13 protein-coding genes are annotated in these 18,146 nt (G+C 60.0%); 11 read left to right on the forward strand and 2 right to left on the reverse strand.

Features of this window, described 5'->3' with window-relative positions; translation table 11 throughout:
- Positions 1–317: 317 nt before the first annotated feature.
- The 9 genes from R4P64_RS20055 to R4P64_RS20095 all read left to right on the forward strand — a co-directional run bounded on the left by R4P64_RS20055 (position 318) and on the right by R4P64_RS20095 (position 12,414).
- Positions 318–791 (forward strand): holo-ACP synthase, encoded by a 474-nt coding sequence (locus R4P64_RS20055; protein ID WP_317822369.1) that lies wholly within the window; start codon positions 318–320, stop codon positions 789–791.
- Complete coding sequence (locus R4P64_RS20060) at positions 788–1,030, forward strand: acyl carrier protein (protein ID WP_033234563.1); 243 nt, start codon at positions 788–790, stop codon at positions 1,028–1,030. Before R4P64_RS20055 ends, R4P64_RS20060 begins: the two co-directional genes overlap by 4 nt.
- Positions 1,027–2,217: an acyl-CoA dehydrogenase family protein gene (locus R4P64_RS20065; protein WP_045069307.1), complete on the forward strand. Its 1,191-nt coding sequence runs from the start codon at positions 1,027–1,029 to the stop codon at positions 2,215–2,217. Before R4P64_RS20060 ends, R4P64_RS20065 begins: the two co-directional genes overlap by 4 nt.
- The gene (locus tag R4P64_RS20070) at positions 2,214–3,170 is read left to right on the forward strand and encodes an amino acid--[acyl-carrier-protein] ligase (protein ID WP_317540854.1); all 957 of its coding nucleotides are present in this window, start codon (positions 2,214–2,216) and stop codon (positions 3,168–3,170) included. The genes R4P64_RS20065 and R4P64_RS20070 overlap by 4 nt, the downstream gene beginning before the upstream one ends.
- Positions 3,170–4,156 carry a DUF1839 family protein gene (locus R4P64_RS20075; protein ID WP_172937384.1) on the forward strand — a complete coding sequence of 329 codons (987 nt, stop codon included), beginning with the start codon at positions 3,170–3,172 and terminating at the stop codon, positions 4,154–4,156. Before R4P64_RS20070 ends, R4P64_RS20075 begins: the two co-directional genes overlap by 1 nt.
- Positions 4,156–6,699 (forward strand): glycosyl hydrolase 2 galactose-binding domain-containing protein, encoded by a 2,544-nt coding sequence (locus R4P64_RS20080; RefSeq protein ID WP_317822373.1) that lies wholly within the window; start codon positions 4,156–4,158, stop codon positions 6,697–6,699. The genes R4P64_RS20075 and R4P64_RS20080 overlap by 1 nt, the downstream gene beginning before the upstream one ends.
- 103 nt (positions 6,700–6,802) lie before the next feature.
- Positions 6,803–10,429, forward strand: a complete 3,627-nt coding sequence (mfd, locus tag R4P64_RS20085) for a transcription-repair coupling factor (protein ID WP_317822375.1) — start codon at positions 6,803–6,805, stop codon at positions 10,427–10,429.
- The gene (locus R4P64_RS20090; RefSeq protein ID WP_317822377.1) at positions 10,426–11,355 is read left to right on the forward strand and encodes a MazG family protein; all 930 of its coding nucleotides are present in this window, start codon (positions 10,426–10,428) and stop codon (positions 11,353–11,355) included. Before mfd ends, R4P64_RS20090 begins: the two co-directional genes overlap by 4 nt.
- Positions 11,356–11,631: 276 nt before the next feature.
- Positions 11,632–12,414, forward strand: coding sequence for a glycosyltransferase family 2 protein (locus tag R4P64_RS20095; protein ID WP_317822379.1), 783 nt, complete (start codon positions 11,632–11,634; stop codon positions 12,412–12,414).
- 271 nt (positions 12,415–12,685) lie between these two features.
- On the opposite strand, the gene R4P64_RS20100 is transcribed toward R4P64_RS20095, so the two are convergent.
- Together R4P64_RS20100 and R4P64_RS20105 are read right to left on the reverse strand one after the other, a co-directional pair.
- Complete coding sequence (locus R4P64_RS20100) at positions 12,686–14,494, reverse strand: hypothetical protein (RefSeq protein ID WP_317822381.1); 1,809 nt, start codon at positions 14,492–14,494, stop codon at positions 12,686–12,688.
- Between the two features lie 219 nt (positions 14,495–14,713).
- On the reverse strand, positions 14,714–15,649 hold the full coding sequence (locus R4P64_RS20105) for an endonuclease/exonuclease/phosphatase family protein (RefSeq protein ID WP_317822383.1): 936 nt from the start codon (positions 15,647–15,649) through the stop codon (positions 14,714–14,716).
- 229 nt (positions 15,650–15,878) lie between these two features.
- On the opposite strand from R4P64_RS20105, the gene R4P64_RS20110 reads away from it, so the two are divergent.
- Together R4P64_RS20110 and R4P64_RS20115 are read left to right on the forward strand one after the other, a co-directional pair.
- Positions 15,879–16,874 (forward strand): glycosyltransferase family 2 protein, encoded by a 996-nt coding sequence (locus R4P64_RS20110; RefSeq protein WP_317822385.1) that lies wholly within the window; start codon positions 15,879–15,881, stop codon positions 16,872–16,874.
- Positions 16,875–16,912: 38 nt separating this feature from the next.
- Positions 16,913–18,145: a hypothetical protein gene (locus R4P64_RS20115; RefSeq protein WP_317822387.1), complete on the forward strand. Its 1,233-nt coding sequence runs from the start codon at positions 16,913–16,915 to the stop codon at positions 18,143–18,145.
- The last annotated feature ends 1 nt before the right edge of the window (position 18,146 follow it).

Below are 18,146 nucleotides of genomic sequence, written 5' to 3' on the forward strand. Positions count from 1 at the left end.
GTCCGAATGGCGTTCGGGTCGGTGACCTGGACAGTTGGTGGGATGTATCTCCCATTTGTGTGGATCTAATCGTGTCGCGGAAGTGGTATTGGCCTATATTGGGCTTTTGAAACAAACTCAGAGTATGTTTATCCCGTAACTAAATGTCCGATGGTCCGATCTTGCCGACCTGCTCGACGTTGCGGTATGTTCTTCCAGTAGCTGAACAATTGCTGCAACCTGTCGATCGGTCAGGGAAGCTCGATTGTTCGAGACGAAGTCGGTGTACCGGGCGGGGTAGGGGGTCGCCCGGTCCATCGATGAAAGGGGTATCGAAGATGGGTGAATCTGTACCGTCGAGGACTTCGGCAGTTTCGGCTGTTTCGTCAGCAACATTCGATGCGGCCCCCCGGATCGGCTGCGACGTCGTCAATGTCGTGGATGTCAGTCGAAGTATCGATCTGTTCGGGAGCCGATACCTCGAGCGGACGTTCACTGCACGCGAGTTGGAGATCTGCAGCGGGGCTGCCAGGGATCAGCGACTCGCGGCGCGCTTTGCCGCGAAGGAAGCAGTGGTCAAGGTTCTCCGGCCCGCGGACACAGCAATTCCATGGAATTCCATCGAGATTACGCGTGAGCTGTGGGGGGGATGTGGGGTAGAGCTTTTCGGCGAAGCAGCAAAACTTGCTGTGGCGCAGGATCTTCAGGATTTTCAAGTGTCTATTTCGCATGAGGCCGACGTCGCTATCGCCATGGTGATTGCCATGCATCGCGGCGGTTCGCAACAAACAGAAGGACTAAGTCACCGATGAGTGATCAGGCAATTCGCAAAGTGCTCATGGAGCATGGTCGGCTTGCAGTCGACGTCGGCACAATCGACATCGACGCCGATCTGTACGCGTTGGGTTTGACCTCCCATGCGAGTGTCAATGTGATGCTGGCGCTGGAAGATTCGTTCGATATCGAATTCCCGGACGAGTTGCTCCGGAAGAGCACTTTTGCCAGCGTCAGGGCGATCGAGAGTGCGTTGATCGGCCTGGGTGAAGCGTGAGCATTCCGCATCCCGACGTTATTGTCGAGCCTGCCCTCGATCGGGCACGCCGTGTCGCAGACGAAGTTGCCGCCGTGTGGGCGGCCGAGGTGGACGAAGACTCTCGATTCCCCGTCGAGGCGGTTGCTGCGATGCGCGAGCAGCGCCTGCTCTCTGTCGCCGTTCCCGCCGAGCTCGGTGGCGACGGCTTGTCCTTGCGTGAGGTTGCCACCATCGCGCGGATCATCGGATCACGCTGTGCGTCCAGCGGAATGATCTTTGCGATGCATCAGACGCAGATCTACTCCCTGGTCAAGCACGGCAACACCGAGGCGCTGCGGGCGTTCGTGGTCGAATCCGTCGAAAAGCAGTTGCTGCTCGCATCGGCAACAACGGAGTTGGGAATCGGCGGCGACGTCAGCCGAAGTTACTGCGCTGTAGAGGATCTCGGTGGCCATCTGCTGCTGATCAAGAACGCGCCGGTGATCTCGTACGGCGAGCATGCAGACGCGATTCTGGTCACCGCCCGACGTTCGCCGGAAAGTCAGCCGAACGATCAGGTTCTTGTTGTCTGTCGCAGCGGGGATCTCACACTGGAAAAGACTGCCGAATGGAACGCATTCGGGTTGCGGGGAACATGCAGCCTCGGGTACATCCTGCGGGCGACGTCCACGCCGGACATGATGATCGATACTCCGTACGCCGACATTTCCACCAACACCATGTTGCCCGTGTCGCACGTCGTGTGGAGTTCGGTGTGGCTCGGCATCGCTGACGCGGCACTCGACAAGGCGCGTAAGTACGTGCGCGCCGCGGCGCGCAAGCAGCCGGGAGTCTCGTCGCCGGCAGCGCTGCGACTGGCTGAAACAGCTTCCACTGCGCAACAATTCGCGGACCTGGTTGACGCATCCGCCAGTCGCTACGACCGCGCCGTCTGCGCTCGCGGCGAACTGGATGGGGCGACGACAACCGACAGTGTCGGGTTCTCGCTGTCGATGAACAACCTGAAGGTCGCCACATCGAGATCTGTGGTGGAGATTGTCGGTCAGACGATGTTGATCTGCGGTATCTCCGGATACCGAGAAGACAGTGAGTTCTCGCTCGGGAGGCATCTCCGTGATGCCCACGGGGCTGCCGTGATGGTGAACAACGATCGCATCATGGCTGGGTCCGCTCAAATGGCCATCGGATACCAAGGAACAATGTGACTACCGACTTCGTGAACGCCGAGACCGATTCCACCCCTTCCGAACTCGATCTCGCCAGGGCCGAGTTTCAGCGTGAATTGCTGAGTGCGGGAATTCTCATCGAGACAGATGTCCTAGGTCTTTACGGACGTTCCGGGTTGTTCGAGGACATCATCGACGGAATCGACCGCGTGGTCGTTGCTGCGGGTCCCGGATCGGCAGCAACGCGTCTGCGCTTTCCACCGGTGTTTCCTCGCACGAGTTTCGAGCGCACCGATTACATCGCGTCGTTCCCCAACTTGACCGGTGCCATCAATACTTTCAACGGAAGCAATCGTGATCACTCACAGTTGCTCGCAGATCGCGCCAACGGTGAATCGTGGGATCGCTATCTCGAACCGACCGAGACGATGTTGGTGTCGGCCGCGTGCCACCCCGCCTACGCTCAGTACACGGGTGAGTTGCCCGAAGGCGGAGTGCTTCTTGATATCTACGGATTCTGCTTTCGGCACGAACCGGCCATCGATCCAGCCCGTATGCAGGCGTTCCGCATGCACGAGTTCGTGACGATCGGCGACGCCGACGCCGCTGCAGCTCACCGCAAAAAGTGGATCGAACGCGGAATGGGAATCTTGGGCGACCTCGGCCTCGATGCCACGCCGGTCATTGCCAACGATCCGTTCTTCGGAAGGGCCGGCCGGATGTTGGCGGCCAACCAACGCGATGAAAACCTGAAGACGGAGTTGACAGTTCGGTTGTACGGCGATCTCGACGAGGGTACGGCAATCGTGTCATCCAACAACCACCTCGATCACTTCGGCAAGACATTCGACATCACTACCGCCCACGGGGAGGTTGCACACAGTTCCTGCGTCGGTTTCGGAATGGAGCGAATCGCTCTGTCTCTCTTGCGAACACACGGTCTTGACATTGCTGCCTGGCCAGGCGGCGTCCGTGGACATATGGGTTTGTGATGGCCAGACTCCTCGATATCACCCCCGATCGCTACAACCCACATGCCGTGCATCACGAGGACCGGGTGTGGGCGCAGACCAACTGTTACCTGGATCTCTGGATCGAGGTTCTGCATTCGCTCGGCCTCGACCCGGTTCCCGCCATGGCATGTGCGTTTGCGTCAAGGTTCGACGGTGCTCAGTGGACGTTCCTCAAGTTCAAGGCCGAGGATATCTTTGCGCTCTACGGGATCGACGTTGCCGAGATGAACGTCTGGCGCGCGCCACTGATACACGTCGAGGACAACCTCGAGGCAGGAATGCTGTCTACGGTGGAGGTCGACGGTTACTGGCTGCCAGACACATTGGGTACGAGTTACCATGAGACGCATACCAAGACAACAATTGTCCCCAACCGGATCGATCGAGTAGCGGGAGAACTCGAGTACTTCCACAACAGTGGATATTATGTGCTTCGGGGCGACGATTTTTCCGGGGTGTTCGATCTCGATCGTTCGAGCATCCCGCCTTTCGTTCCTTACGTCGAGCAGGTCCGTCTTTCGCCCGTTCACGAGATGAACGCGGGAAACATCGCAGAAGTAGCTCGTCGGAACGCGGCAGTTCGGCCTCCGGGAAATCCGGTACGCGAGCTGGGGCGCAGGGTCGTCGAGGATTCGGAGTGGATCCGCACAGCCGGCATGGAGGCATTCCATCTGTGGTCGTTCGGGTTGCTGAGGCAGTGCGGCGCCAGCGCTGAACTTGCCGGCGATGTCAGCGAATTTCTCGATGCGTCAGGGTTTTCCGGTACAGCGCAGGCGGCGGCGGGGTTCCGCAGTGTCGCTGCGGGCGCCAAGAGTGTGCAATTTCAGATGGCGCGTGCGGCGAGGGGGCGCGTCGTGGATCCCCGTGATCAACTCGACGAGATGGCGGTGTCCTGGACACAGTCCATGGACATCATCACCTCCATTGTCGGAGTTGATTCCCAGCGACATCTCAGGTTGGTGTGATGCCGCGGAAATACGCTACAGATCTTCTCGAGGAAGCGCAGTGGCGCTGTATCGCAACGCAACCCGGCGAAATCGTGAATCCCGCGCAGCTGTCGGGAAAGACGGGATGGCTACCGGCTACGGTGCCGGGCACGGTGGCCGGGGCGGTCCGCGAAGCCGACGGCTCCGCTGCGGCTCGTCGGGTGGCTGCCGACGCCAGTGATTGGTGGTTCGTCACGAGGGTTGCCACGGCCGGTGAGGGTTCGTGGCTGCTCCACCTCCAGGGGCTGACGGCGGGCGCGGACGTCTGGGTCGATGACACTGTCGTCTTGTCTTCTGAGTCCATGTTCGTTCCCGGTGAGGTAGTCGTAACCCGTGAGGCGGCCAAGAGTCGTGAATTCACACTCTCGATCCACTTTCATTCTCTGGCAACAGTTCTGAGTACGCGTCGGCCTCGTGGCCGATGGCGTTCGTCGTTGGTGCGTGAGCAGGGCCTGCGATGGATACGCACAACACTGCTGGGGAGTGCACCCGTATTCGCCGGTGTGCCGGTGCCGGTGGGGCCGTGGCGGGGTATTCGATTGTTGGACGTCGGCAAGGCAAGCGTCGTTTCCCGGACTCTTCACGCTACCGTCGATGGAACGTCCGGGGCCGTCGAGATCTCGGCGCGTCTCACAGGTCTGCCCCGCACTGTCACGGCAGTGCCGGTGACCGTCGGAAACGTTCGTGGTTCCCTCACCGTGACATCGCGAGACGGTGGACTTGCCGTCGTATCCGGCGTCGTCGAAATTCCTGATGTGGATCTCTGGTGGCCGCATACGCACGGTCGGCCGCATCGATACTCTGTGTCGATCGACGTGGGCAGAGATGTGCTCCACCTGGGGCACATCGGTTTTCGTAGTCTCGAGGTAGATCGAACCGGCGGTGGATTTCGAGTATCGGTCAATGGGGTCGACGTGTATTGCCGGGGATCGGTGTGGGTGCCCACCGATCCCGTCTCCTTCCGCGGCGAGGCGCAAACAACGTCGGTGCTCGAGCGTTGTGCAGCGTCCGGCGTGAACATGCTGCGTATTCCGGGAACCATGGTCTACGAGAGTGATCACTTCTGGAACGAATGCTCGAGGTTGGGCATTCTCGTCTGGCAGGACGCGATGCTCGCGACGCTCGATCCGCCAGACACCGACGAGTTCTTTGCACTCTTTGCCGCCGAGGTACGTGCGTTCCTGCAACAGGTCGGTGGCAACCCGGCGCTCGCGGTTTTCTGCGGAGGAAGTGAAACCGAACAGCAACCGACCATGCTCGGTCTGGTCGATCAGCACATCTCGATCATTCATTCCCGCTTGCCTGCGATGCTCGAGGAACTCGCACCGGGACTCGAGTACGTCACTTCGTCTCCGTCCGCACCGCCCGACCGTGAAACATTGGCGACTCACGTAGGCACCGGTATCGCCCACTACTTCGGAATAGGCGGGTACCGGCGTCCACTCGACGATGTGTTGAGCGCGCGGGTGCGATTCGCAACCGAGTGCCTGGCGTTCTCCATTCCGCCGTCGAACACTGCCGTCGAGAACGAGTTCGGCTCTGTGTCCGTAGCCGGCCACCACCCGTCGTGGAAGGCTGCTGTGCCACGGGACAACGGGTCGTCCTGGGACTTCGAGGACGTTCGTGATCACTACGTCAGAACGTTGTTCGGCGAGGATCCGAGTGAGGTTCGCTGGTCCGATCCGGAACGCTATCTCGACTTGGGGCGTGCGGCGATCTGCGAGGCCTTCGGCGCAGCACTCGGTTACTGGCGTCGAGCAGATTCCGGTTGTGACGGTGCGTTGACCTTGGCTTTGATGGATCTCGAACCTGGGCCAGGGTGGGGAATCCTCGACTGGCATGGCACACCGAAGGCTCCGTGGTACGTGCTACGGCGGTACTCGAAACCCGTGGCCCTTATTGTCACCGACGACGGTCTGGACGGACTCCGGCTCGACGTGATCAACGAGACCGGTGACCCGTTGGTTGCCGAAATCCGTATCCGAGCGCACAACAGGTCTGGTGTGGTCCCGGTGGATGTGGTCGCGCCCGTCAAGGTCGACGCCCACGGGAAACGGAGTCTGACGGTCGACGAGGTAGTGGGGCGATTCACCGATCTCACGCACGTCTTCAAGTTCGGGCCGCGCAACTACGACGCAGTCACCATCACTCTCGAGAACGAGGAAGGCGTGGTTATCGACGAAGTTGTGCATCTGTTGGGAAGCCCGGCCAGACCCCTGGAACGCACCGTCGGCCTCGCCGCCATTGCCCGCAGTGTCGGCGACGACTGGTTTGTCGACGTCACCTCGGAAGGTACGGCGCAATACGTGTCGCTGGACCTGCAGGGGTTCGAGCCCGAAGATTCCTGGTTTCATCTCGCACCAGGCGGTGCGCGGACGGTGAGGTTGCGTCGCACCGGTCAGGCGAAGATGGTGATCGGTCGCGTTCGAGCACTCAATTCCCATTCCAGCGCCCCGGTCAGCCCGCCGTTGGTTGCCGATCCACCTCGGCAACCGTCGACCAAGCGGGTTCCGCGGAGGTAGGGCACGCTCGCGGATAGAATCGACTCGGCGTCACGCCACTGCTGGTGGGTGACGCTCGGGTTGTTCGTCCGCAGCTCGCCGTCACCGCCGAGGAGCGCATTCGTTGACTGCCTTGCCCGCCGCCCAGACTTCGCTTGCCGGCCTTGCCGAGGCCGCGCTCGCAGACGCGGCCTTCGCCTCGGTGACCGAGGCGATCGGTAGAGCCACCCTCGACATCGTTGCGCCGAAACCGGCGAGGCCGTTCATCGCGGCCGCGCTTGCATCGCGAACGCCAGTGCTGTTGGTGACCGCAACAGGTCGTGAAGCCGACGATCTGACGGCCGAACTCACCGAGATGATCGGCGGATCGGTTGCACAGTTCCCGTCGTGGGAAACGTTGCCTCACGAGCGGCTCTCGCCCAGCGCGGATACCGTCGGGCGGCGTATCGAGGTTCTCCGACGCCTTGCTCGTCCTGACGATTCCTCGTACGGTGCGCCGCTGCGGGTTGTGGTCACGACCGTGCGCTCTCTGGTTCAGCCGATGGCCCCCGGGCTGGGTGAGATCGAGCCGATCACACTGCGCGTCGGCACCGAGATCGACTTCGAGTCGGTTCTGGTCCGGCTGGTGGAAATGGCGTACACCCGCGTCGACATGGTCGGCAAGCGCGGCGAGTTCGCAGTGCGGGGCGGCATTCTCGACCTTTTCTCACCCACCGCGGATCACCCTGTTCGCATCGAGTTCTGGGGCGACGAGGTTTCGGAGCTGCGCTACTTCTCCGTTGCCGACCAGCGTTCGCTACCGGATATCGACGTCGACCTCGTCATCGCGCCGCCGTGCCGTGAATTGTTGTTGACCCCCGACGTTCGGGATCGGGCTGCCGCGATTGCCGCAGAGAACCAGGCCGACGCCTCGCTGGTGGAGATGCTGGACAAAATCTCGGCGGGTATTCCGGTGGAGGGCATGGAGGCGTTGCTTCCGGTGCTGAAACCTGGTGAATTGCAATTACTTTCCGATGTTCTTCCCGCCGGAACCCACATTCTGCTCTGTGACCCGGAGAAAGTGCGCACCCGCGCAACGGATTTGGTTCGCACCGGGCAGGAGTTCCTGGAAGCGTCGTGGACTGCGGCGTCTATCGGCGGCGCGGCACCCCTCGATACCTCCATCCTCGCCGGCGGCGACTCGGGGCTCGGCGCGTCTGCCTACCGGTCGCTGCGTCAGGTGCGCGAATCCGCAGAAGCGGGTGGGCGTCCGTGGTGGACCGTCAGCCCGCTGGCATCGGGGAGTGGTGAAGAACTCGAACTCCCGATTCAGCCTGCCCCGCAGGTGCGTGGGTCGGACGATCTTCTTGCCGAACTGTTCGTCAGCCTCCGTGCGCACGTGACCACGGGTGGACGCGCGGCCGTGGTTGTTGCCGGTGCCGGCACGGCAAAACGAGTCCTCGAACGACTCGGTGAGGCCGAGGTTCCGGCCACAATGGCTGAGCCAGGTGCGGTCCCGGCACGCGGTCAGGTCTCGGTATTGCGTGGATCGTTGCACGACGGTCTGGTTCTGCACGGCGACGGCGACGTTCCCGGAATGGTTGTCGTCACCGAGGCTGACCTCACCGGCAATCGAGTTGCGGCAGTGGGCGACGGTAGACGGTTGCCGGCCAAGCGTCGCAACCAAGTGGATCCGCTTGCACTTGCCGCAGGCGACATGGTCGTTCACGACCAACACGGTATCGGCCGCTTTGTCGAGATGGTGGAACGCACCATCGGCGGGGCCAGGCGTGAGTACCTGGTCATCGAATACGCTGCCAGCAAGCGAGGCCATCCGGGGGACCGGTTGTTCGTGCCGATGGAATCGCTCGATCAGCTCTCCCGCTATGTCGGCGGTGAGCTGCCCGCGCTGAGCAAGCTCGGTGGATCCGATTGGGCGAACACCAAACGTAAGGCGCGCAAAGCGGTTCGTGAAATCGCGGGCGAACTCGTGCAGCTCTATGCCGCGCGTCAGGCAGCACCCGGCCATGCATTCGGCCCCGACACTCCGTGGCAGAAGGAACTCGAGGACGCCTTTGCGTTCACCGAGACGGTCGATCAGCTGACCGTGATCAGTGAAGTCAAGGGCGACATGGAGAAAGCCGTCCCGATGGACCGCGTCGTGATCGGTGACGTCGGATACGGCAAGACCGAGATCGCTGTGCGAGCCGCCTTCAAAGCGGTACAGGACGGTAAGCAGGTGGCTGTCCTGGTTCCGACAACTCTGCTGGCGCAGCAGCACCTTCAGACGTTTACCGAACGGATGGCGTCGTTCCCGGTGAAGGTACGCGGATTGTCGCGCTTCACCGACGCCAAGGACTCCAAGGAAATCATCACTTCCATGGCCGAGGGCGAGATCGACATCGTCATCGGCACACATCGCCTTCTGCAGACCGGGGTTCGGTGGAAGGACCTCGGTTTGGTGATCGTCGACGAGGAACAGAGATTCGGCGTCGAGCACAAGGAACACATCAAATCCTTGCGGACCCACGTCGATGTTCTGACTATGTCTGCAACGCCGATCCCTCGTACGCTGGAAATGAGCATGGCCGGCATCCGCGAGATGTCTACCATTCTGACCCCGCCGGAAGAGCGTCATCCGATTCTGACGTACGTCGGGGCGTATGCAGACAAGCAGGTCGCGGCCGCCATCAGGCGCGAGCTCCTGCGCGACGGTCAGGTGTTCTACGTTCACAACCGCGTCAGCTCGATCGACAAGGCTGCCAAGCGAATCCGTGAACTGGTACCGGAAGCGCGGGTTGTGGTCGCCCACGGTCAGATGAACGAGGACACTCTCGAGAAAACGGTTCAAGGATTCTGGGAGAGAGATTTCGACGTCCTGGTGTGTACCACGATCATCGAGACGGGTCTCGATATCTCCAACGCGAATACGTTGATCGTCGAGCGCGCTGATTCACTCGGCCTCTCACAGCTCCACCAGTTGCGAGGTCGCGTCGGACGCAGCCGGGAACGCGGATACGCATACTTCCTGTATCCGCCGGAGAAGCCGTTGACCGAAACGGCATACGATCGCCTTGCCACCATTTCGCAGAACTCCGATCTCGGCGCCGGTATGGCCGTTGCCATGAAGGACCTCGAAATCCGCGGCGCCGGTAACGTCCTCGGCGCCGAGCAGTCCGGACACGTTGCCGGCGTCGGGTTCGACCTGTACGTCCGCCTGGTCGGCGAGGCGGTCGAGGCCTACCGCGCCGCCGCTGACGGGCTCCCGATCACGACCGACGAGGGCCCGAAAGAGGTTCGCATCGATCTACCCGTCGACGCACATATTCCGCCGGACTATGTCACCAGTGATCGGCTTCGTCTCGAAGGTTATCGAAAGATTGCTGCCGCAACGGATTCCGAGGGCATCGCTGCCGTCGTAGAAGAACTTGTTGACCGGTACGGCCCGATACCGGAAGAAGTGCGTCGACTCGTATCGGTGGCGAAGCTGCGGCTGCTGTGCCGCGAGTACCAACTCGAGGAAGTGGCGGTAACCGGTACTCAACTCAAGATCTCGCCAATGTCGCTGCCCGATTCCAAGCAGATCAGGCTCAAGCGGATCTATCCGAGCGCGCAGTACCGGGCGACGACAGGCTTGGTGCAGCTGCCACTGCCGCGAACCGGGGGAGTGGGTTCCGATCGCCTGCGCGACGTGGAATTGCTGCAATACATTGCCGATTTCATCCTGGCGATCGACGGTCGCGCCGCAAGTGCCGTGGTGATGGAGGCATGAGTTACGAGTCGGTTGTCGTCGTACTGGACGCGACACGTCCGGATTCAATACCAGTGAACGCGTTGACCGTGCTACGCGATCCGATCGAAATAGCTGACGATGTGCCACATTCGACTCGTCGTGCACTTCCGACGTCCGTTCCGGGAGCCGCTGTCTATGTGACGTCGAATCCAAACGGTGAGGGCGCCGTCGAAAGAGTTGGGCGAGGTGCACGGCTGATCGCAGGTGAAGCACTCAAAGGTGATGAACTTGTCGCGGCAAGTCGCCTGATGGATCGTTTGTGGAGCTATGAGGGCTGGGAAGTTGCTCAGACGCATGAATCGTTGGTTCGCTACCTTCTCGAAGAGACATACGAGGTGCTCGACGCGATCGTGGACGGTGACCGCCAGACATTGCGGGAAGAATTAGGCGACCTACTGTTGCAGGTTCTGTTTCATTCACGAATTGCCGAGGCTGTACCAGGTGAGGAAGCTTTCGATATCGACGACGTCGCTCGAGGACTGATTGTAAAACTGACTCATCGAACTCCCCATCTGGCGACTGATCCGTCGGGTGATATCGACGTCGCTGCGCAGGAGCGTGCGTGGGAAGAGATGAAAGCCATAGAGAAGAGGCGCGCCTCCGAATTGGACGGTGTCGCAGTGAGTCAACCTGCATTCAGGCTGGTCGAGCAGTATGTGTCCAGAGTGTCTCGTGCCGGGTTCCCGGAGGAACTGATACCAGTCGAGTTGATTGCGATGGCAACACAGATGCGCGACCTCGACGGGTTGCTTCGGATGAAAGCGCTCAGCTTCGCGGACCGCTTTCGAGTGGCGGAGCAGTACGTCAAGAACCACGTCGACGAGGTCGATCGTGCCCCGGTGGATTGCTTGACACCACCTCTCGATCGTTGGAGCGCGGCATGGCGACTGTCAGCCACTGAATGATTTGGATTGCCATTTCGTAACTGGGTGCGGGATCACGTTGATTCTAGGCTGCAAATAAAACAAGCCTGAGGTATGTTTACGTTCGAAACGCAAACCGGTGCACGCTTATTTGGGGATTTTGGGTACCGGACGTTGAGTTCGTTAGAGGTGGGGCGAGCTGTCGAGTGTCACCATCGGGCAGTCAAAACCAGGCTGGCCATCAAGGTGATTGCTTGAGAATTACTACGTTATCCGCGGTCTAAGCCGTCGGGGGTCGAAACGGGGAGATGAGTACCAATGAGCGTGGACACCAGTGAGAGCATCCGAGCAAGCCGGCAGGCACATGGCACGAGCCCTCGACGTCCGAGTGTGACGGTTGTAGTTCCAGCTATGAACGAGGCCAAGAACCTTCCACACGTTGCAGCGCGGATGCCCGACAGCATCGACGAGATCGTATTCGTGGACGGACATTCGGTGGACGATTCGATAGAGGTTGCCAGGAAGCTGTGGCCGACGGCCACGATCGTCACGCAGACTCGGCGAGGAAAAGGCAACGCACTCGCGTGCGGATTCTTGGCCGCAACATCGGACATCGTCGTGATGATAGATGCGGACGGGTCTACGGATCCGGCTGAAATCCCTCTGTTCGTATCGGCGCTCATTGCCGGTGCTGACTTCGCGAAGGGGACGAGGTTCGCACTGGGTGGAGGTAGTGACGACATCACGTTCTCGCGAAAGCTTGGCAACAAGGCGTTGAACGGAATCGTCAACATCAAGTTCGGCGCAGCGTTCAGCGATCTCTGCTACGGCTACAATGCTTTCTGGCGTCATCACATCCCCGTCATGGACCTCCCTGAAACCGCTGCTCCCGATGCTCAATGGGGGGATGGCTTCGAGATCGAAACGTTGATCAACGTTCGTGTTTCCAACGCAGGTCTGAAAATCACAGAAGTCCCGAGCTATGAGCGGGACCGCATTCACGGTGAGAGCAATCTGAATGCTGTTCGCGACGGGTTCAGAGTGCTTCGGACTATTCGTAGCGAGCGACGTGTCACAGGCAGAAAGTCCACCAAACGTTAACAAGTACTTGCGTCGTCTCGCCCCGCCCATCGTTCGATCGAGGGCGGGGCATCCGTCTCATTTATGCTTTGAAACACCCTCTTGGATCGTTTCACGGGAACGCAGCTATTAATGTGTGAATATTGTCCCATGCCACTGTTTCGTGCATTTGATCCCGACCGCCGATGCCGCTGCGGCCATCCGCAATCTGCTCACCAACATCTTCGCTCAGGCAGAGACTGTGGTCTGTGCCCATGCCTACAGTTCCGTGGTGTTGGACTTCTGTCCGGAATCAGCGGGCGATTCCGACGGCGTTAGCGAAGTCTTGAGGTTCATTGGGCAGGGTGGTTTCGCGGATGCCAAATGCGTCAAGAATTGCAGATGTCATTTCGGCTCGCGCAGATTCCCGGATCGGGTAACCGATGAGTGGGTGATCGCCTGCGGGGAGTAATCGTGTGTCTACCGATCCCGGAAGTTGTTGCAGTCGGGAGAGTCCGGTGGGTCCGCGGTTCTCCAAGAACCATCGGTGATCACCAGGTGACAACAGCACAGTGGCATTCACGCCGGCGATGCTCAGTGGACGCAGGAGCACCTCTGGCACTTGGACCAGACCGATTTGTCCCAACTGAAGCCATAGGCGATAGGGGAGTCGATCTCGTATGACGTCCTTGAAGCGGACAGCAGCATCATGCGCGCGGAGTGCCAGAGATCGCTTTCCTGGGACATCGCCTGCGAGCTCGTGACTTCGAGTGAACTCAATCTGGCGTGTAGTCCATCGTAGGGGGTTAACGAGTATTGCGTGACGAGCGCCGACTTCGGCCGCAGCGATCGCTGCGCTCCAGGATCCCGAGCAGAGTCCGGCGACAATAAGATTCTCGGCTGGTGCGCCAGCAAGCTCGACCACATCAACCGCGTCTGTTCGTTGTTCGGGTGTGTAGATTGTACTGATCTCGTGATCGTCAGCAGGCCAGGTTTCGCCGGTTGACGCGCGATCGAAGCGAATGGTACTGACGCCGTGAGCAGCCAACGCGCGGGCGAGTTCTACCCACAGGCGACTGGGGCCAACTCGATGTTCCGATGCTGTTCCATAAACGACCAGCGTCGGTCCACCAGGCGCGCTTCCTGCCGGTGTCGTTTGGATTGTGAACATGTTGTGGGTTCCGCGGTGTGAAAGCTGTTCTGTCACAGTTCTTCCGGACCGGGGGTCGACAAGGTTGGCCGAGTCTCGAAGCTGCACTGCCACGGATGAACGTTGGCGGGTGGTTGCCGCGTCGATCCAGTCGGCGATCGACGTGATTGTCTTCGCCGGTACTCGTACGGCGAAATCGGCTGGCTCGATGAACTCGATCTGCTCATCCACGACGAAGTGCTCGGCGTCGGTCTGCTCGACCAAATGTGTAATTCCGCGGTTGTCCGCGTGTTCTGGACGGGTGGCGATCAGGACGCGCACCGACGAATCGATCGGCGTTGATGTGAGGTCCATATTTGAAAGTTGTTGTGCGGCGGATCGGTGGAGAGCCATCCCGATGAGTGAAACATACTTCTGCTCGGGGTCTGTCCTGCCCGTGAGGCTGACAAGAGCTTTCTGTCGGTGCAGGAACTTGCGGCCGGAGACCACCGGATCCCACAGGACAAGTGCATTGACCCCGTCGATGTCAGCTGCCGCTCGCGCACCTACCAGCGCACCGACGCGAAGTCCGAGAACGGTCACCGTGTCGGTTCCGCACCGGCGAAGATATCCGGCCGCCTCGCGAACGCTGGACTCCCAGAGTTCGACCGCGTTTGCCTGGGTTTGCTCCCCCGAAGAATCGCCGGTGCAGTAGTAATCGAAGCGGAGCACGAGATGGCCCTGCGCGCATAGTTTTTGTGCCAGTAAGGCGAGGCCACGGTAGGAATCGACGTGTTCTTTCCCGACAGGGGGGCACAGCACGACCCCTCCGCGCGCTGTACCCCCCGCAGGAACATGAAGAGTGCCGAGTAGTGGAGCGGTCGTGGGACCGAACCATGTGGTGAACTTTCCACCGCCGACAACCGGGTGAATCTTGTATGTCACCCGACCGGTGAGACCAGGCTGATTCTGCGCCATCGATCGGGATTCCATCGCGCGGGATGGTGAACCGGATCGATCGTCTGCTCGAGCTGACAGCATGTGAGTCCTCTGTGCCTCGTCATGTCGCCATCGACAGCGAACCCGCACTCGACACTGGAGATGTCGATGCCGTAATCGCCCGTAAACTCGATGACTTTTTACCTACGGAAGAACAATATACAGGTTTGTTTTAACATTGCTGAATGATTGCCCCGGTTGCGAAGCACTGTGTCAGCGGGACCCCCGCGATGACAAGGTGGAGACGATTCCGAGATGGTCGGATCCCGTCACGCGCACCGTTCGGAAATCGGTAGCGCGAAGGGGCTTCGGCACCAGGATGTGGTCGAGTGCGGTGAACGGAGGAAGTGACCAGTCGGCCGGAAATGTTCTTGCATACGAGCGTCCGGCTTGTCGAGCAGCATCCGCGGTTTCCAGGTGAAGTACATCGCGGAACTGTTTGTGGTCCAACGTCGAGTTGAAGTCGCCGGCGATGATTGTGGGGTACGGATTCGATTGGATCACATTGCCGATTTCCGCGAGGTCCGAGACCCATGTGGAGGAATCTTGATCCTGGACGGGCGCGGTGATGTGGGTCGCGACGATGTCGAACATGGCACCGTCGAATTCGAAGGTAGCGGCGACACACGCGAATCCGAAGTTATCCAACTCTCGGGTGTGAGCGAGGGGAATCCTGCTCCAAAGTCCGGTGCCGGTGGCTCCCTGGCCAGCTCGAACAATGGAATAAGGGAAAGCGTCGTTGATCCCACCCTCGGTCAGCCTTTGTTGGAAGGCTGGTGTCAACTCTTGAATGGCGACGATGTCCGCATTCTGTTCGCGTGCCGTGGTCAGTGTCGATTGTGACTCGGCAGTTCCCTTGGCGACATTAATCGACAGGACTCGTAGCTGGTCCCCTGTGGGAGGGGGTGATCCGGGGATTGTGAGTTGAGTGCCGAGGGTGAGTGTGATCAGGGTGATGCCGATGGCCGAACCGATCCACTCGCGGCTTGCCAGCAGCCCGACCGTCGCCGGCAGCATCACGAACGGCAAGTAGGGCACGGCGACGACGAGCGAGATCAGGCCGGGGTGGCGGAGTGGAAGGTATCGAAGTAGGAGCAGCCCGCCGGTTACAGCCAACATGGCCCAGCCTATCCATCTGAGAAAGGTCACCAGTCGGTTGTACCCGACTTTGCAAAGATGATCGCTGGAACATTACTCGGGTATGTTGTGGTGACACCTTAAACGGGGAGATTGAATGTGTTAAACGAGACAAACAAACCAATAGTTTGCTTATTGAGGTGCTGAGGGCGTTGTGCCCGACTCGATTCCGAGCAGAAATGGGTGATTTGCCTGTGAACAGCCTCGAAGTTCAGTCGGCAAAGAGTTCAGAGGGGTGATCATGCTCACACAAAATGACAGTGCTCGACAAGGCTGCGCGTCGACGGCTGGCGTGGATCGGGTGTCCACAGCTGTCAGTGTGGTGATCGCCTGCTACTCGATGACGCGTTGGCATGGGATCACGAACGCAGTTCGATCGGTTGTCGCCCAGTCCGTACCAGTGGACCAGATCATCGTTGCCGTCGATCACAATCCCGAACTCGTGGAGCGGCTTCGATGTGAGTTGCCCGAAATCTCCGTTGTGTCATATGAGAATGGTCCAGGAGGAGCGTCGGGTGCGCGCAATGCCGGTGTCGAACTTGTGGCTACGCCGTATACGGCTTTCCTCGACGATGACGAGATCGCGGAGCGCGATTGGTTGGCGGCGTTAATGGCGCCGTTCGTCGACGGGGCGGTTGTGGGCACCGGCGGTCGGTACCGCGCGGTCTGGGCATCGGCCAAGCCGAACTGGTTCCCTGACGAGTTCGGTTGGGTTGTCGGAGAGTCGTTCCTCGGAATGCCGGTCGTTACCTCGAGGGTGCGAAACGTGTGGAGCGGCAACATGGCGGTCCGAACCGAGGTCTTCCGCGCGGTCGGTGGCTTTCGAGTGGGGTTTGGCAAGCAAGGAAATCGGTCTCAACCAGAAGACACCGATCTATGCATCAGAATGTCGGAGCACGGTCAGGATTTTCACTGGATCTACGTGCCCACTGCCGTGATCGATCACGAAATTCCGCAACACAGGAGCACCTTCCGGTTTTTTCTGAGGCGCTGTTACTCGGAAGGAAAGGGAAAGGTCGAACTTCGTCACGACGAGAACAATTCCGACGAACTCTCCGACGAGCGTAGTTACGTTCGAACCGTCTTGACCCAGGGCGTCAGAAGGTATGCCGGTGGCCGAAATGCGTCGGCGTCCAAGGCTGCCGCGCTGATGGCGGGAATTGGTTCCGCGGGACTGGGTGCTGCATCAGCAACTGCAATCGGCCTTCGGCGCTCACGGTTTCCAGGGCCGTCGTGATGGCGGACGGACCACGAATCTATTCCGATGCAGCGTCGATGGCATCAGCGCAAGTCATCAATGCTGCTCTGGGAATGGGATTTTGGGCTATTGCCGCGCTGATCCTGCCGCCCGCGCAACTTGGCGTTATGACCGCATTGTTGGCATTGGTAACCGCACCTGCCATGGTGATCGGGACGGGTGTTGGCGACGTGTTCAACTCGATGATGCCGGCAGCTGGCCCTGAATTACCGTCAGTGTATCGACGCGGTCTGCGGGTTTTCTACCTATTGTCCGTTCCTGCAGGCATTATCGCAGCGGGCGCAGCCGTGGTGTTCATTTCCGAGGTCAGATTTTCGATCCCCGTTGCTGCGATGGTATTCGCGGGAGTAGTCGTCTGGGGACTGTTCGTTCTGCAGAACAGCACATTGACCAGCCTGGACGAAGCACGGAGACAACCACTGGTCAACGGCGCCGTCAGTTTGGGCCGAATCGCAGTCCTTCTGCTGCTCGTGTGGTTGGCGAACTGGCAACCGATTGTCATGGCGACAGTGTTGGTAGGCGGGGTCGCAGTGGTGGCGATGCGCGTGTTCATCGGGCGCATCGTGTCGGAGCGCACCGCGAGTGCACGCCAAGGAACGTGGACGGCAGAGGCAGCGGCAACCGAGGTTGTCCGAATGTGCAAGCAGGCGGTGCCCACGCAGGCGATGGGAATCGGTGTCATTCTGCTGATGCCCTTCCTGGTGACGGCATACGCGGGGCCTGTGCAGGGTGCGGTCTTCTCTCTGTCGATGAGCATCGCTCAAACACTGGAGTTCGTAGGTTCTGCGATGGGAACGTCGCTCGTGGTTCACGCGTCGAAGAACCCCCGTGAAGGTTCGAAGATGGCGCTGGTGTTGTTCGTTCGTGTTTCGGTCCTGGTAGCGGTGGGAGGCATTCTCCTGTCGCTGGCGGCGCCCGTGATCTTTGGAATTCTCAATCCCGAGTATCTCGATCTGAACGCGGAACTCGTAGTTGTGCTGCTCGCACTCGGATCGTTGTTGCGGACGATGTTCGTCGTGTGGTCGGCGTTGCAGCGTGCACGACGCGAGATCGGCCCGCTTGTGGTGATCAACGGTCTGTTCGCCGCTGTTGTGATGGCAATTTTGCCCTTCGCCTGCCATTTGTGGGGAGCTGTGGGTGCTGCGCTCACGGTTGGTATCGCGCAGGCAGCGGCAAGTATCGCGGCGGTATTCGGCGTAGCGCGGCGTCGGGATTCGATAAGAAAACGGGTATTTCAGTATGAGGTTTGAT

The sequence above is a fragment of the Rhodococcus sp. IEGM 1366 genome (genome assembly GCF_033142425.1).
Lineage (GTDB): Bacteria > Actinomycetota > Actinomycetes > Mycobacteriales > Mycobacteriaceae > Rhodococcus_F > Rhodococcus_F globerula.

Coding starts and splice junctions, on each gene's coding strand:
- R4P64_RS20095 (WP_317822379.1), top strand. CDS start 11,632: ATGAGCGTGGACACCAGTGAGAGCATCCGAGCAAGCCGGCAGGCACAT.
- R4P64_RS20110 (WP_317822385.1), top strand. CDS start 15,879: ATGCTCACACAAAATGACAGTGCTCGACAAGGCTGCGCGTCGACGGCT.
- R4P64_RS20090 (WP_317822377.1), top strand. CDS start 10,426: ATGAGTTACGAGTCGGTTGTCGTCGTACTGGACGCGACACGTCCGGAT.
- R4P64_RS20080 (WP_317822373.1), top strand. CDS start 4,156: ATGCCGCGGAAATACGCTACAGATCTTCTCGAGGAAGCGCAGTGGCGC.
- R4P64_RS20055 (WP_317822369.1), top strand. CDS start 318: ATGGGTGAATCTGTACCGTCGAGGACTTCGGCAGTTTCGGCTGTTTCG.
- R4P64_RS20115 (WP_317822387.1), top strand. CDS start 16,913: ATGGCATCAGCGCAAGTCATCAATGCTGCTCTGGGAATGGGATTTTGG.
- R4P64_RS20060 (WP_033234563.1), top strand. CDS start 788: ATGAGTGATCAGGCAATTCGCAAAGTGCTCATGGAGCATGGTCGGCTT.
- R4P64_RS20075 (WP_172937384.1), top strand. CDS start 3,170: ATGGCCAGACTCCTCGATATCACCCCCGATCGCTACAACCCACATGCC.
- R4P64_RS20100 (WP_317822381.1), bottom strand. CDS start 14,494: ATGGAATCCCGATCGATGGCGCAGAATCAGCCTGGTCTCACCGGTCGG.